A 15,202-nucleotide genomic window follows, 5' to 3' on the forward strand; every position below is an offset into this window, starting at 1 on the left:
CCGGGGGGAACCCTCATGGACGCTTCCACCACGCCCGTACGCCGTGCCGGCCGGGCCGCCGTGCTCGCCCTGGCCGTCGCGCTGGCCGCCACCGCGTGCAGTTCGGGCGGCGGCGGATCGGCCGACAAGGTGGCCAAGAGCGAGCCCCCGAGACAGGGCGCGATCGACGTCAACGCCAAGTCGCCGGACCAGCTGCGCGACGGCGGGGAGGTCCGGTTCCCGCTCTACCAGTGGATCACCCAGTGGAACCCGTTCCAGGTGGACGGCCGCTACGGGGACGCGGTCGAGATCATGCGGGCCCTGGAGCCGAACCTCTTCACCACGGACGAGACCGGCACCTTCAAGCCGGCCCCCGACTACCTGGTGGACGCCAAGGTCACCTCGACCTCGCCGCAGGTCGTCACCTACAAGCTGAACCCGAAGGCCAAGTGGTCGGACGGCAAGCCGCTCGGCTACCTGGACTTCAAGGCGGACTGGGAGGCCAGCGGGGGCAAGAAGGACGGCTACAACATCGCCGACTCCTCCGGCTACGAGCTGATCTCCGGGATCGAGCAGGGTGCCGACGCCTCCGAGGTCAAGGTGAGCTTCTCGGAGCCGTACGCGGACTGGCAGAACCTGTTCCGCCCGCTGATCCCGGCAGCCGGGATCAGCACGGCCGACGACTTCAACAAGGGCTGGGTCGAGAAGATCCCGATCACCGCCGGCGCGTTGAAGATCGGTACGGCGGACAAGACCGCGCAGACCATCACGCTGGTCCCGGACCCGGCCTGGTGGGGGAACAAGCCCAAGGTCGAGAAGATCACCTTCCGGGTGATGTCCCAGTCGGCGACCACCCAGGCGTTCCTGAACAACGAGATCGACTTCGCCACGGCGGGCACCGCCACCGCGTACGGGCAGCTCAAGGACGCCAAGGACGCGGTGATCCGGACCGCCAGCCCGTGGGACGAGGTGCACATCTCGTTCGGCGGCGGCGGCCCGCTGGCGGACCAGAAGGTGCGCCAGGCGCTCGGCAAGGCACTGGACCGCCCCTCGCTGATCAAGATCGCCAACAACGGCGTGCCGGTGGAGTTCAAGCCGCTGGGCAACCACATCTTCATGCCCAACCAGGCCGGCTACCAGGACAACTCGGGCGAGTGGGCCAAGTTCGACCTGGCCGCCGCCAAGAAGGCGCTGGACGAGGCGGGCTGGAAGGAGGCCGGCAGCGGGCAGCCGCGCACCAAGGACGGCCAGCCGCTGACCCTGCACTGGGTGCTCACCGACGCCGCTCCGCAGGCCCAGCTCGACCTGGCCACCGCGGCCCAGTCGATGTGGCTGGCGGCGGGTGTGAAGGTCGAGCTCGACAAGGTCCCGAGCAACGACTTCTTCACCAAGTACGTCAACCCGGGCAAGTTCTCCATCGCCAGCTGGCGCAACACCGACTCGTTCCCGCTCTCCAGCAGCCTCGGCAACTTCCGCCTGCCGCAGGGCGACAACGTCTTCGGCAACTACTCCAAGCTCGGCACGCCCGAGATCGACGGGCTGCTCAAGAAGGCGGCCGGCACCATCGACCCGGTGGAGGCCGCGAAGCTGTACAACCAGGCGGACGCCAAGATCTGGGAGCTCGGCCACACCGTCGAGCTGTACCAGCGGCCGACGGTCGTCGCGAGCCGCAAGGGCCTGGCCAACTACGGCGCGTTCGGCCTGGCGAGCGTCGACTACACCACGGTGGGCTGGGAGAAGTAGCGGCGGCCACCGCGGCGGTGGTGGCGCCGGCGGCACGGCGGGCGTCGACGGCACGGCGGGCGCTGGCGAGCAGCGCGGTGATCACGAGGCCGGTGGCGCGGACACGGGTGGAACGGCTCTGCCGCCCCCGCTGTCCTGCCACCGGTCTTGACCTTCCGCGATGCCCGCAGGCACCCGTGTCGTGGGGTCCGTCCGGACCCGCGCACCTCCAGCCGAGGAGAATCTAGCGGGGAGCTCCGGGCGGCCGGGCCGTCCGGCGGGGGCGCGCCGGAAACCCGTCGTGCTGTCACCCGGTTCGCGCACCGCGTCGTCAACTCTCGCTGACGGCAGGGCAGAACGGACCGGGGCGCCCGGGGCGGCGCGGTGCGGGAGCGGCGGGCGGGCGTACCGGGCGCGGGTCGACGTGGCGCGCCCGGGGGGCCGAGCGCTCTCCCGCGCGGGCGTGGGGCGCTCCGGCCGGGCGCGGGGCGGCCGCGCCGGTGCGTGCGCCGGGCCCGGGCCGCTGCCAGGATGCGGCGGGTACAGCCCGCCCGCCCCGGAGCCCGGAGACCCGTCCATGACCAGCGATCCCGCCGCAGCACCCCGCCCGCACCACGTCGACCCGCGTCCGGTGCGCCGGATGGTCCCGCGCAGCCGGAACGAGCCGCACCGGGTCGCCACCCCGCTGGAGCTCTTCTTCGACCTCTGCTTCGTGGTCGCGGTCGGCCAGGCCGGTCGGGAGCTCGCCCACGACCTGGCCGCCGGCCACTACGGGGACGGCCTGCGCGGGTACGTCTTCGCCTTCTTCGCGATCTGGTGGGCCTGGATGAACTTCACCTGGTTCGCCTCCGCCTACGACTGCGACGACGTCCCCTACCGGGTCACCACGCTGGTCCAGATCGCCGGGGTGCTGGTCCTCGCCGCCGGGGTGCCCCGGATGTTCGCCGAGCAGGACCTGGTGCTGTCGGTCGTCGGCTACGTGGTGATGCGGCTGGCGATGGTCACCCAGTGGCTGCGCGCGGCGGCCGGCGAGGAGGGGCAGGCCCGCGGGGTGGCACTGCGCTACGCGGCCGGCATCACGCTCTGCCAGCTCGCCTGGGTGGCGATGCTGCTGGTGCCGCACGACGCCCGGGCGTACGTGATCCCGATCGGCATCGTGGCCGAGCTGTCCGTGCCGGTGGTCGCCGAACTGCGGCTCCGGACCAGCTGGCACCCGCACCACATCGCGGAGCGGTACGGCCTGTTCACCCTGATCGTGCTCGGCGAGACGGTGGCGGCGGCGACCGTGGCGGTGCAGTCGGCGGTGGACGAGCACGAGGGGCTGACCCGGCTGCTGCCGGTGGCCGGCGGCGGTCTGCTGATCTGCTTCTCGGCCTGGTGGATCTACTTCGCCCGGCCGGTCCACGACCACCTGCGCACCAACCGGCAGGCCTTCTCCTGGGGCTACGGCCACTACCTGGTGTTCGGCTCGGCGGCGGCGATCGGCTCGGGCCTGGAGGTCGCGGTGGAGTCGGCGGTGCACAAGGCGCACGTCTCGGAGACGGTCGCCACCGCGACGGTGACCGTGCCCACCGCGATCTACCTGTTCACCGTCTGGCTGCTGCACTCGCGGCACACCAAGAGCGGGGTGGAGCAGGCCATGCTGCCCGCCGCCTCGGTGGCGGTGCTGGCGTGCACGGCGGCGGGCGGCTCCGGCGTCCTGGTGGCGGGCCTGGTGACCGCGGCCACGGTGGCGGCGGGCGTCGTGCTGCACGCGCGCAGCGACGCCCGGGCCGCCGCCGGCGCGGCCTGAGGCTCCGGCCGGCCGGGGGCGGCCGCGGCCGGGTGCCCGGGGGAGTCGCCGTGCGGGCCGCCGGTGGAGTGGCCGGTGGACTGCCCGTGGGAGTGGCCGACCAACTGCTGGAGCGCCTGGCCGTGCCGGGACAGCCAGCCGAGGTAGGTCGGACTGACCCGGGCCAGGTCCAGGTAGGCGGCCCGCAGCTCCCCGTAGAGCGCGTCCAGGGCCGGCGGGCTGAGCGCCCGCGGTCGCCAGGTGAGCAGCAGCCGGACGGCCAGCGGGTCGCCGTGCACCGGCCGGACGACGGTGCCGGGCCCGGGGGCCGAGGTCGGCTGGCAGGGGCGGACGGCCTCGCCGGAGGCGACCAGCTCGGCGGCGGTCGCGTTGTCGCGCACCTGCACCACGCGGGGGTTGAGCCCGGCCTCGCTGAAGACCCGGCGCATCGCGGCGTACTCGTGGTCGGCCGTCGGGTCGACCATCCAGGTGTCCTCGGCGAGGTCGGCCAGGTGGACCACCGGCCGGGCGGCGGCCGGGTGGCCCGCGGCGAGCGCGACGAACTGCGGCTCCCGGGCCATCAGGACCCGGTGCTCGGTGTCCGCCGGGACCTTCAGCGGGAAGCCCTCGCTCTCGTGCACGAAGGCGACGTCCAACTGGTCGGCGGAGACCATCCGCAGCAGGGCGTTGGCGGAGATGTCGATGTGGATGGTGGTGTCGGTCTCCGGCAGCCGGTCGTGCACCCGGCGCAGCCAGGCCGCCACCGCCCTGCTGCCCACGCTGCCGATCCGCAGCCGCCGGGCGCGCTCGCCGCTGGCGGCCTCACGGGCCTCCTGGCGGGCGGCGGCGACCAGCGCGGCCATCTCGGCGATCACCGGCCGGGCCCGGGACAGCACCGAGTGGCCGAGCGCGGTGGGCCGGCTGCCGGTCTGCTCGCGGGTGAACAGGGTGCCGCCGACGGCCCGTTCGATGCGGTGCAGCTGCGTGGTGAGGGAGGGCTGGGTCATGCCGAGCTGGAGCGCAGCCTTGCGGAGGCTGCCGCTGTCGGCAATCGCGCACAGCACCCGGAGGTGTCTCACGTCGAGCTCCACGTCGGGAGCATAACGGTCAATTCGGTGTGACGCCAGGGACATGACAGGTCGTCCGTCCGAACGCCCCCGGCTCCGCGGGTGATTGCCCGGTGCTATCGCCGGTTGACATCATCCGCCGCGCGGCCGTGCTGACCCAAGCTCTGGGGACAGCAAGCATTCATCCGATGCCCGCGACCGGCCCCCACCGGCCGCGGCGCACCCCACCATCGGAGCCCCCACATGCACCGCATTCCGCGGACGTTCTCCGCTGCCCTGGGCCTGGCGCTCGCCGCCGGCCTCGCCGCCCTGCCCGGCACCGCGACCGCCGCCCCCGCGACCGGCGCGGCCCAGCACTACACCGCCGCCGCCTCGGCGCACCCGGGCACCGGGAAGGCCGACAACCAGGCGTTCTACGAGGCCGTGATGAAGTCCGCGCGGGCGAAGCAGGCGGCCACGCCGTACCTGAAGGCCGTCGTGGTGACCTACGACGCGAGCAACGCGCCGTCCTTCGCCTCCGAGATATCCCGGAGCGCCCAGATCTGGAACGGCTCGGTCGCCAACGTCCGCCTCCAGTCCGGCGCGAACGCCGACTTCTCGTACTACGAGGGCGACGACCCGAGCAACGGCTCGTACGCCAGCACCGACGGCCACGGGTCCGGCTACATCTTCCTCGACTACACCCAGAACCAGGAGTATGACTCCACCCGGGTCACGGCGCACGAGACCGGCCACGTGCTCGGCCTGCCGGACCACTACTCGGGCCCGTGCAGCGAGCTGATGTCCGGCGGCGGCCCGGGCACCTCCTGCACCAACCCCTACCCGAACAGCACCGAGCGCAGCCGGGTCAACTCCCTGTGGCGCAACGGTCTGAGCGCCACCACGCGCTGACCGGTCCGCGGGCCCCCGCGCCCCGCCGGTCCCTCCCGCCCCACCTCGTCGGACCGCTCCACCGCCCCACGGCGGAGCGCTCCGCCCGCCCCACCGCTCCGCCCGCTCCACCCGCCCCACCGCTCCACCGTTCATCAGTTCACCCGTTCACCCGTTCGCCGTGGCCCACCCCCAGCGGCCCCGGCACCCGCGAACAGGAGCCCCCACATGAACCGCATCTCCCGCACGCTCTCCGCGGCCGTCGGCCTGGTGCTCGCCGCCGGCCTGGCCGCCCTGCCCACCACCGCCGTCGCTGCGCCCGCCCCGGCGGTCCAGGGCTACACGGCCTCCACCGCCTACGCCGGCTCGGCCGCCGAGGACGCGAACAACCAGGCGTTCTACGAGGCCGTGATGAAGTCCGCGCTGGCCAAGCAGGCGGCCACGCCGTACCTGAAGGCCGTCGTGGTGACCTACGACGCCAGCAGCGCGCCGACCTTCCGCAACCAGATATCGCAGAGCGCCCAGATCTGGAACGGCTCGGTCACCAACGTGCAGCTGCGCTCCGGGACCAACGCCGACTTCCGCTACTACGAGGGCAACGACTCGCGCGGGTCCTACGCCAGCACCAACGGGCACGGCCAGGGCTACATCTTCCTGGACTACGCCCAGAACCGTCAGTACAACTCCACCCGGGTCACCGCGCACGAGACCGGCCACGTGCTCGGCCTGCCGGACCACTACTCGGGCCCGTGCAGCGAGCTGATGTCCGGCGGCGGCCCGGGCACCTCCTGCACCAACCCCTACCCGAACAGCACCGAGCGCAGCCGGGTCAACTCGCTCTGGCTCCGCGGCTGACCCCTCGGCCGGTCCCCGGTCGGACTGCGTGACCGCGTGACCGCGTGAACCGCCGACAGGGCCCGGCCGCTCCCCCCGAGCGGCCGGGCCCTGTCGGTGCCGCGTGCGAGCATGCCGACGAGGACCAGTCCACCGACCGCGAGGTACCGCCGCCATGCCGCTCTCCGTCCCCGACCGCCTGGCCGACCTGCCGTACGCCCACCTGCTGCGCCCGCACTCCGGCCCGCTGCGCAGCGACGAGCGCTACGACACCGTCCACTTCGACGCCGGCGAGTACACCGACCAGTCCGCCGGCGGCGCCACCTTCCTGGAGTGCGCCTTCACCGGCGTCGCGCTGAGCGGGGTCAGGCTGCGCCGGGCCCGCTTCAACGAGGTCTGGGCCCAGGCCGGCCGCTGGGTGGCCTGCGACCTCAGCGACACCGAGTGGCAGGACAGCGCCGTCACCGGCGGGGTGCTGGCGGGGGTGGCCGCGCACGGTTCGGCGCTGCGCCGGACGGTCTTCCGCGGCTGCAAGCTGGAGGCGGTCAACCTGCGCGCCGCCGTCCTGCGCGACGTCGTCTTCGAGGACTGCCTGCTGCGCGACGTGGACTTCGGCGACGCCAAGCTGACCGAGGTCTCCTTCCCGGGCTCCACCCTGGAGGAGGTCCGGTTCCGCGGCGCCAAGCTGACCAAGGTGGACCTTCGCGGCGCCGTCCGGCTGGGCCTGCCCGACGGCCACCAGGGCCTGCAGGGCGCCGTCATCAGCTCCCCGCAGCTCCTCGAACTGGCACCGCTGTTCGCCCAGGCCCTGGGGATCACGGTGAAGGACTGACCGGGGGCGGTGAGCCCGCCGTTCAGACCGGCGTCGCTCGGTGACGACCGGGCGAACAGTCCGCCAACCCTGCCCCGGCCCTCTGGTGGGGCGGTCCGGGCGGCGGGAGGATGCTGCGCGATCGAGCCCCAACTTGTGTGCACAACATCGCCAGTGAAGGGACGGGCTGGGCTGATGGCCGAGCTGAGTCGTAGAAAGTTCGTCGCGTTGTCCGGAGCCGCCGCGGCAGGCCTGGCCGTGGCCGGGACCACCGGTGCGGGGGCGGCGCCGGGCGCGCCCGCCGCGGCGCCGTCGGCGGCGCTGTCGCAGACCGGCACCATCGCGGACGCGAAGCACATCGTCATCCTGATGCAGGAGAACCGCAGCTTCGACCACTACTTCGGGATGCTGCGCGGCGTGCGCGGCTTCGCCGACCGCAGCGCGATCCAGATCGCCAACGGGTACAGCGTCTTCAACCAGCCCAACGGGCTCGGGCGGCAGTACCCGTGGCAGTTCAGCGCCACCAAGCCGGCCGGCGGCGCCGACCCCGAGCGCCTGGCCCAGTGCAACGGCGACCTGGCTCATGGCTGGTCCGACCAGCACCGGGCGTGGAACGGCGGCAGGATGGACTCCTGGGTCGCCGCCAAGGGCAACGTCCGCACGCTCGGGTACCTCACCCGCCAGGACATCCCGTTCCACTACGCGCTCGCCGAGAACTGGACCATCTGCGACGCCTACTTCTGTTCCGTCCTCAGCGCCACCGGCCCCAACCGCACCTACCACTGGTCCGGTCAGATCGACCCGGACGGCGCGGCGGGCGGCCCGGCGAACGACGGCGGCGACGAGAAGGGCCTGCGCTGGCAGACCTACGCCGAGGCGCTGGAGGGCGCCGGCGTGAGCTGGAAGGTCTACCAGAACGCGGCCGACAACTACGGCGACAACGCCCTGGCCTACTTCACCGCGTTCAGCTCCGCCCCGGCCGGCAGCCCGCTCGCGGTCAAGGGCATGGGCTCCGTCCCCAGGGCGACCGGCCGGACCCCGGACGACATCGTCGCCGCGCTCAGGGCCGACGCGCTGAACGGCACGCTCCCGCAGGTCTCCTGGATCGTCCCCGACCAGGGCTCCTCCGAGCACCCCTACTCGACCCCCCAGGACGGCGCGCACTTCGTCCACAACGTGATCGACGCCCTGGCCGCCGCCCCGGACGTCTTCAACTCCACCGTCCTCTTCCTCAACTACGACGAGAACGACGGCTTCTTCGACCACGTCCCGCCGCCCGCCGCGCCGGCCGGCACCCCGGGCGAGTTCTACGGCGGGACCAACATCGGCCTCGGCTTCCGCGTCCCGATGATCGCCATCTCGCCCTGGACCCGCGGCGGCTGGGTCAACTCCGAGGTCTTCGACCACACCTCGGTGCTGCGCTTCCTGGAGAAGTGGACGGCCGCCATCGGCAAGCCGGCCACCTGCCCCAACATCACCGACTGGCGCCGCCGGGTCTGCGGCGACCTCACCAGCGCCTTCGACTTCGCCAACCCGGTCTACGGCCTGCCCGCCCTGCCCAACACCGACGCGGTGATCGGCATGTCGAGCTGCGGACCGCTGCCCAACCCGGCGCCGGTCGACAACAAGCTGCCCGTCCAGGAGCCCGGGACCCGCCCGGCCCGCGCCCTGCCGTACCAGCCGAACGCCAACCTGGACCGCCTGGAGTTCGGCTCCGCCGGGGCGATCAAGGTCTGGCTGAAGATGGCCAACGAGGGCGCGGTCGCCCAGAAGTCGGCGCACTTCGCGGCCTACGCCAACGCCTACCGCAGCGGCGGGCCCTGGCAGTACACCGTCGACCCGGGCGGCAACCAGAGCGACTTCTTCAACTGCGGCACCGGCTTCGGCGGCGGCCCGTACGACCTCTCGGTGGTCGGCCCCAACCGCTTCCTGCGCCGCTTCAGGGGCGATGCCACCAAGGCGGGCAAGAACGCGGCGGTCACCGCCTCGTACGCGGTCGAGCCGGGTACCGGGAAGCCGGCGCTCTACGTCAAGCTCGCCAACACCGGCACCACGGCGCTGACCTTCACCATCACCTCGAACAACTATCGCACGGACGGCCCCTGGACGTACCAGGTGCCGGCCGGCGCCAGCGTGAGCGATTTCTTCAACGTGGTCGCCTACACCAACGGCTGGTACGACTTCACCGTCACGGTGGCCGCGGACAGCTCCTGGTCGCAGCGGTTCACCGGCCACCTGGAGACCGGCACGGCCAGCGTCAGCGGCTGATCCCCGGGCGCTGGACCCAGCCGCCGGATCCAGCCGCCCGATCCAGCCGCCGGACTCGGCGGCCCCCGGGAGGACGACGGTCGGTGATCCCCCGGGGGCCGTCCGCACGCGGGCTCCCGGGGGCCGGGGCCCGGGCGGCCCGCCAGCGGATGCGCCCGCCGGACACCGGTGTGAGAGTGGGGGCAGCCCGGAAGTCGTCCGGAGGAGGAGTCATGGGCATCTTCGACAGGTTCCGCCACAAGGCGCACGACGCCGCCGGGGAGGCCAGGTCCTCCTCACTCGGCGGGAGCCACGAACAGGACACCACCGCGATGACGGACCCCGCCCAGCGGGCCGCGCTCGCCCACGACGAGGCCGCCGACGCGTTCGGCGCCGAGACCGAACGGGCCCGCCGGGTCGGCGAGGCCCGGCAGACCCCCCGGGTCACCGAACGGGAGGCCGAGGAGCGGGCCCGCGAGGACATGACGGCCGAGGGCGATCCCTGGGACTGACCGCCGACCGCTGATCGCCGACTGCCGACCGCTGATCGGAACGCCGTAGGGACGCGCCCGCCGGGCGCGTCCCTACGGCGTTCCCGGGCCCCGGTCAGTGCCCGCGCGGCGGCAGCGGCGGCCGCCGCAGGTTCGGCCGCGGGGTGTCGTCCGGCGGCGGGACGGCGGCCGGCGCGTCCTCCAGCAGGTCCAGCGCCAGCCGGACGGCCGTGACCAGCTCGGGGTGCTGCCCCCGGGCCCAGTCCTGCGGGGTGCGCAGCACGTGCACGTCCGGCTCCACGCCGTGGTTCTCCACCGACCAGCCGAGCCCGCCGGTGAACCAGGAGGCGTTCTTAGGCACCGAGATCTGCGTCCCGTCGCCGAGCGTGTGCCGCCCGGTCATGCCGACCACCCCGCCCCAGGTGCGGTTGCCGACCACCGGGCCGAGCCGCAGCAGCTTGATCGCGGCGATGATGACGTCGCCGTCCGAGCTGGTGGCCTCGTCGGCCAGGGCCACGATCGGTCCGCGCGGCGCGTTGCGCGGCCAGCGCACCGGCTGGCGCCCCCGGCTGAAGTCCCACGCCAGCACCGGCCGGGTGAGCTTCTCCAGGACCAGCTCGGAGACGTTGCCGCCGGCGTTGCCGCGGACGTCCAGGACCAGCGCGGGCTTGTCCAGCTCCCGGCGGAGGTCCCGGTTGAACTGGGCCCAGCCCGAGCCGCCGAGGTCCGGGATGTGCAGGTAGCCGCACCGGCCGTCGCTGAACTCCCGGACCAGGGAGCGGCGCTTGGCCACCCAGTCCTGGTAGCGGATGGGCCGCTCGTCGGTCAGCGGGGTGACGGTGATCCGGCGGATCCCGGTGCCCCGGCCGTCCGGGTCCTGCCGGCCGCGCAGGGTCAGTTCGACGCTGGTGCCGCCGGTGCCGGCCAGCAGCGGGGCCGGACCGCGCACCCGGTCCACCGGGCGACCGGCCACCGCCAGCAGCTCGTCGCCGTCCCGGACGCCCTGGGAGGCCAGCGGGGCCCGGGCACGCGGGTCGGAGGACTCGCCGGGCAGGATGCGGTCGACCAGCCAGCGGCCGTCGGCGGCGTGGCGGGCGTTGGCGCCGAGCAGGCCGAGCGGCTGCTGCACCGGTGAGGGCCCCTCGCCGCGCCGGGACGGCGTGACGTACGCGTGCGAGGTGCCCAGCTCGCCGAGCAGTTCGCGGAGCAGGTCGGCGAAGTCGTCCGGCCCGGCGATCCGCTCCAGCAGCGGCTCGTACTGGGCGACCAGCGCGGGCCAGTCCAGCCCGGACATCCCGGCGTCCCAGAACTGGTCCCGGACGATCCGGGCCGCCTCGTGGTACGCCTGGCGCCACTCGGCGGCCGGACGCACGGTGTGGGTGATCCGCCGCAGGTCCACCGTGGTGCCGGCGGACGGCGCGGTGACCGGGACGATCCGCAGGGTGCCGGCCGAGTAGACCGCGACCGAGCCGCCGTCGCCCGAGACGGCGTAGCCGTCCAGCTTGTCGGCCAGCGTGCTGCGGGTGCCCCGGGCCAGGTCGAAGTACTCCAGCGAGGGGCGGCCGGAGGTGTCGTCCGGGTTGGTGAAGGTCTGCCCGAGGGTGCCGGAGATCGGCCAGCGCAGCCAGACCAGCCCGCCCCGCACGGCGTCGGTCGCCGAGTACTTGGAGGCGATCACCGGGAACGGCAGCAGCCGCTCGCCGATGCCCTGCGGGTCCACCCGCACGGTGCCGTCCCCGCCGCCGTCGCCGCGCGGGGCGCCGTCCTCGGCGGGGGCGGCGAACGGGGACGGGGTGTCGGCGGTGAGCGGGACGAGGTAGGGGCGGCAGCCGAGCGGGAAGGAGAGGTCGCCGGTGTGCACGTCGTGCACCGGGTCGAAGCCGCGCCAGGACAGGAAGGCCAGGTAGCGGCCGTCCCGGGTGAACACCGGCTGCTCGTCCTCGAAGCGGCCGTCGGTGATCTCGGTGATCGGCGCGGGCGCGTCGGTGCGGGTCAGCCGGATCCGGCGCAGGGAGCGGCCCGCGACCGGCTGGGACCAGGCGATCCAGTGCGAGTCGGGGGAGAAGCGGGCGCCGCCGACCGGTCCGTGCTCGGAGGCGGCCAGTTCGCGGACGGCGCCGTCCGCGGTGGCGACCAGCAGCAGCCGTCCGTCGGAGGCGGCGGCGGCCAGGTGGGTGCCGTCGGGGGAGGCGGTGAGTTCCAGGACGCGCCCGAGCCGGCCAGCGGCGAGCACCCGGTGCCGGTGCGTCCCCGTACCGTCCGCCGCCGTGTGCGCGCCGTCCGCCGCCGTCCCCGTGCCGTCCGCCGCCGTCCCCGGATCGTCGCCCCCGTGCCCGGTGGCGTCGTGGCCGGGCAGCGGGACGATCTCGACCGCGTCCTCGCCCTGCGCGTCGGTGATCCAGCCCGCCTCACCGGTGTGCCCGAGCAGGACCGGCAGCCGGGTGCGCACGCCCGGGGTGTCGGCGAGCGCCCGGGCCGGGCCGTCCCGGTGGGTGAGCCAGTACTGGCTGCCCCGCACGGTGATCAGCCCGGCGCGGCCGGTATGGTCGCAGGCCAGGTCCTTGACGTGGGAGGCGGCGCTCACCTGGTACGGCCGCCGGCCGGCCCGGGCGCCGCCGAGCGGCACCCGCAGCCGGTGCGGCGCGGGCGCGTCCAGGCCCTCCAGCACCCAGAGGTCGCCGGCGTGCTGGTAGACGATCCGGGTGCCGTCGGTGGCGGCCTCGCGGGCGTAGTAGGAGGCGTGGTCGGTGTGCCGGCGCAGGTCGGAGCCGTCGGGGCGGCAGGAGTAAAGGTTGCCGATGCCCTCGTGGTCGGAGAGGAAGGCGATCCGGTCGCCGACCGGCATGGGCGAGGCGAGGTGCCCCCGGTGGCCGGCCAGGACCTGCTCGCCGTCCACCCAGAGCCGGCCGGTGGCGCCGCCCCGGTAGCGCTTCCAGGCGGCCGGCTCGTGCGGCGCCGAGCCGGTGAGCAGCACGGTGTGCGCCCGGCTCAGCTGGGCGTCGCCGACCGGCCCCCAGGGCATCCGGCGGCCGGGGGAGCCGTCCGGCGGCAGCGCGTGCGCCCAGGTGTAGTGGCCGAAGGGCTCGTGGTAGGAGGTGACGGCGAGGAGTTCGCCGTCCGGCAGCCAGCCGCGCAGCCGGGTGTCCTGGCTGCCCCAGTAGCTGAGCCGGACGGCCTCGCCGCCCTCGACCGGCGCGGTCCAGATCTCGGGGGTCGGGCTCTGCCAGGCGGTCCAGGCCAGGGTGCGGCCGTCGGGGGAGATCCGGGGGTGGCTGACCCTGGTCCGGTCGCAGCTGACCCGCCAGGCACGGCCGACGCTGCCGCCGGGGGAGAGCGGGGCGATCCAGACGTCGTCCTCGGCGGTGAACGCCAGCAGGCCCCCGCGCAGGTGCGGGTAGCGGAGGTAGCCGGGTGCCGTCATCTCTCCATGGTTCGACGGGGTGTTACGCGCGGCAACCGGACGCGCCGCGCGGCAGGGTCCGACCGGTCTGGACCATTGACACCGCACGGCCGAATCCACTTCAGTGGTCTAGTCCAACTAGGGTGCGCGGTCGGGCCGAACCCCCACTGGCACGTACCTTCGCCGTGCCCTCGGACGTCCCCCACGATCCGCGCCCCCGCAGGAGTCCCCGCATGCGCAGAACACCTGTAGCCGCACCCGTCCCGCCCCGCCGGCGCCCCCGCACACTGCTCGCCGCCGGCACCGCCTCGGCCGTCGCCGCCGCGACCATGGTCGGCCTGACCCTCGGCCTCGCGCCCGCCGCCTCGGCCGGGGAGTTCCTGGTCAATGGCGGTTTCGAGAGCGGGGCCAGCGGCCCCTGGAGCTGCTCCGCCGGCACCGGCAGCGTCGTCACCGGCCAGGCCCACAGCGGCAGTTACGCCCTGGCCGCGGCCGCCTCGGCCGGTGACACGGCCCGCTGCGCCCAGACCGTCACGGTCGCCCCCAACACCACCTACACGCTCAGCGCGTACCTCAAGGGCTCGTACGTCTACCTCGGTGTGGACGGCGGCACCAGCACCTGGACGCCGGGCACCGGCGGCGCCTACCAGAAGCTCAGCGTCAGCTTCACCACGTCCGCGACCCAGACCAGCGCCACCGTGTACACCCACGGCTGGTACGGCCAGGGCACCTACTACGCGGACGACGTCTCGCTGGACGGCCCGGGCGCGCCCAGCCCGACGCCCACCGTGACGCCCACGGTCACGCCCACCGTCACCCCCACGGTGACCCCGACCGTCACGCCCACCGTGACCCCGACGGTCACCCCGACCGTGACGCCCACCGTGACGCCCACCGGGCCGGCCGGCAGCCACGCCCTGGTCGGCTACCTGCACGCCAGCTTCGCCAACGGCGCCGGCTACACCAAGGTCGCCGACGTCCCGGACTCCTGGGACTTCATCAACCTCTCCTTCGGCGAGCCCACCTCCGTCACCTCCGGCGACATCCGGTTCAACCGCTGCCCGGTCACCGAGTGCCCGGGAGTGGAGTCCGACGCGGACTTCAAGGCCGCGATCGCCGCCAAGCGGGCCAAGGGCAAGAAGGTGCTGATCTCGATCGGCGGCCAGAACGGCCAGGTCCAGCTCACCACCACGGCCGCCCGCGACGCCTTCGTCAGCTCGGTTTCGGCGATCATCGACAAGTGGGGGCTGGACGGCCTCGACATCGACTTCGAGGGCCACTCGCTCTCGCTGAACACCGGCGACACCGACTTCAAGAACCCGACCAGCCCGGTCGTCGTCAACCTGATCTCCGCCGTGAAGACGCTGAAGGCCAAGTACGGCCCGAACTTCGTCCTCACCATGGCCCCGGAGACCTTCTTCGTCCAACTCGGCTACCAGTACTACGGGTCCGGCCCGTGGGGCGGCCAGGACCCGCGCGCCGGCGCCTACCTGCCGGTGATCCACGCCCTGCGCGACGACCTCACCCTGCTGCACGTCCAGGACTACAACTCCGGCTCGATCATGGGCCTGGACAACCAGTACCACTCGATGGGCGGCGCCGACTTCCACGTCGCGATGACCGACATGCTGCTCAAGGGCTTCCCGGTGGCGGGCAACACGAACAACGTGTTCCCGGCGCTGCCCGCGAGCAAGGTCGCCATCGGCATGCCGGCCACCACCAACGCGGGCAACGGCTACGTCGCCCCCGCCGAGGTCAACAAGGCGCTGGACTGCCTCACCAAGGCCACCAACTGCGGCAGCTACGTCCCCAAGGCCGGCCCCCAGCCGAACCTGCGCGGCCTGATGACCTGGTCGATCAACTGGGACCAGTTCGGCGGCCGTGAGTTCTCCAAGAACTTCGACAGCTACTTCCGCCGCTGACCGACCACCGCTGACCGACCACCGCTGACCGACCACCGCTGACCGACCGCCCCCGCCGGGCGGGGGCGGGGGGGGCGCCCCCCCCCGC

The 15,202-nt window shown here is 73.6% G+C and carries 9 protein-coding genes and 1 pseudogene; 8 read left to right on the forward strand and 2 right to left on the reverse strand.

The window, feature by feature from the left end; translation table 11 throughout:
- Nucleotides 1-15: 15 nt before the first annotated feature.
- Together ACFWA9_RS26230 and ACFWA9_RS26235 are read left to right on the forward strand one after the other, a co-directional pair.
- Nucleotides 16-1,722 carry an ABC transporter family substrate-binding protein gene (locus tag ACFWA9_RS26230; RefSeq protein ID WP_329487776.1) on the forward strand — a complete coding sequence of 569 codons (1,707 nt, stop codon included), beginning with the start codon at nucleotides 16-18 and terminating at the stop codon, nucleotides 1,720-1,722.
- Nucleotides 1,723-2,278: 556 nt separating this feature from the next.
- Nucleotides 2,279-3,493: a low temperature requirement protein A gene (locus tag ACFWA9_RS26235; RefSeq protein ID WP_380390159.1), complete on the forward strand. Its 1,215-nt coding sequence runs from the start codon at nucleotides 2,279-2,281 to the stop codon at nucleotides 3,491-3,493.
- A 236-nt stretch (nucleotides 3,494-3,729) separates the two neighbouring features.
- On the opposite strand, the pseudogene ACFWA9_RS26240 reads toward ACFWA9_RS26235, so the two are convergent.
- Nucleotides 3,730-4,605: pseudogene (locus ACFWA9_RS26240) on the reverse strand (LysR family transcriptional regulator); the annotation flags it as partial.
- Nucleotides 4,606-4,782: 177 nt separating this feature from the next.
- On the opposite strand from ACFWA9_RS26240, the gene snpA (ACFWA9_RS26245) reads away from it, so the two are divergent.
- The 5 genes from snpA (ACFWA9_RS26245) (at nucleotide 4,783) to ACFWA9_RS26265 (ending at nucleotide 9,813) form a co-directional block, all read left to right on the forward strand.
- Nucleotides 4,783-5,430, forward strand: coding sequence for a snapalysin (snpA, locus tag ACFWA9_RS26245; protein ID WP_380390161.1), 648 nt, complete (start codon nucleotides 4,783-4,785; stop codon nucleotides 5,428-5,430).
- A gap of 207 nt (nucleotides 5,431-5,637) precedes the next feature.
- Entirely contained in the window at nucleotides 5,638-6,264 is a 627-nt protein-coding gene (gene snpA / locus ACFWA9_RS26250; protein WP_352295625.1) for a snapalysin, read from the forward strand.
- Nucleotides 6,265-6,418: 154 nt separating this feature from the next.
- A complete protein-coding gene (locus ACFWA9_RS26255; RefSeq protein ID WP_352295623.1) occupies nucleotides 6,419-7,075 on the forward strand; it encodes a pentapeptide repeat-containing protein in 657 nt (218 codons plus the stop codon).
- Nucleotides 7,076-7,249: 174 nt separating this feature from the next.
- Nucleotides 7,250-9,322, forward strand: coding sequence for a phosphocholine-specific phospholipase C (locus tag ACFWA9_RS26260; protein WP_380390164.1), 2,073 nt, complete (start codon nucleotides 7,250-7,252; stop codon nucleotides 9,320-9,322).
- 212 nt (nucleotides 9,323-9,534) lie between these two features.
- Nucleotides 9,535-9,813 (forward strand): hypothetical protein, encoded by a 279-nt coding sequence (locus tag ACFWA9_RS26265; protein ID WP_329487770.1) that lies wholly within the window; start codon nucleotides 9,535-9,537, stop codon nucleotides 9,811-9,813.
- Between the two features lie 94 nt (nucleotides 9,814-9,907).
- Here the strand turns inward: ACFWA9_RS26265 and ACFWA9_RS26270 are convergent, their stop codons facing one another.
- On the reverse strand, nucleotides 9,908-13,213 hold the full coding sequence (locus ACFWA9_RS26270; RefSeq protein ID WP_380390165.1) for a S41 family peptidase: 3,306 nt from the start codon (nucleotides 13,211-13,213) through the stop codon (nucleotides 9,908-9,910).
- Between the two features lie 212 nt (nucleotides 13,214-13,425).
- On the opposite strand from ACFWA9_RS26270, the gene ACFWA9_RS26275 reads away from it, so the two are divergent.
- Nucleotides 13,426-15,114 carry a chitinase gene (locus ACFWA9_RS26275; protein ID WP_380390167.1) on the forward strand — a complete coding sequence of 563 codons (1,689 nt, stop codon included), beginning with the start codon at nucleotides 13,426-13,428 and terminating at the stop codon, nucleotides 15,112-15,114.
- Nucleotides 15,115-15,202 lie beyond the last annotated feature (88 nt).

It is taken from the genome of Kitasatospora sp. NPDC059973, assembly GCF_042737525.1.
GTDB lineage: Bacteria > Actinomycetota > Actinomycetes > Streptomycetales > Streptomycetaceae > Kitasatospora.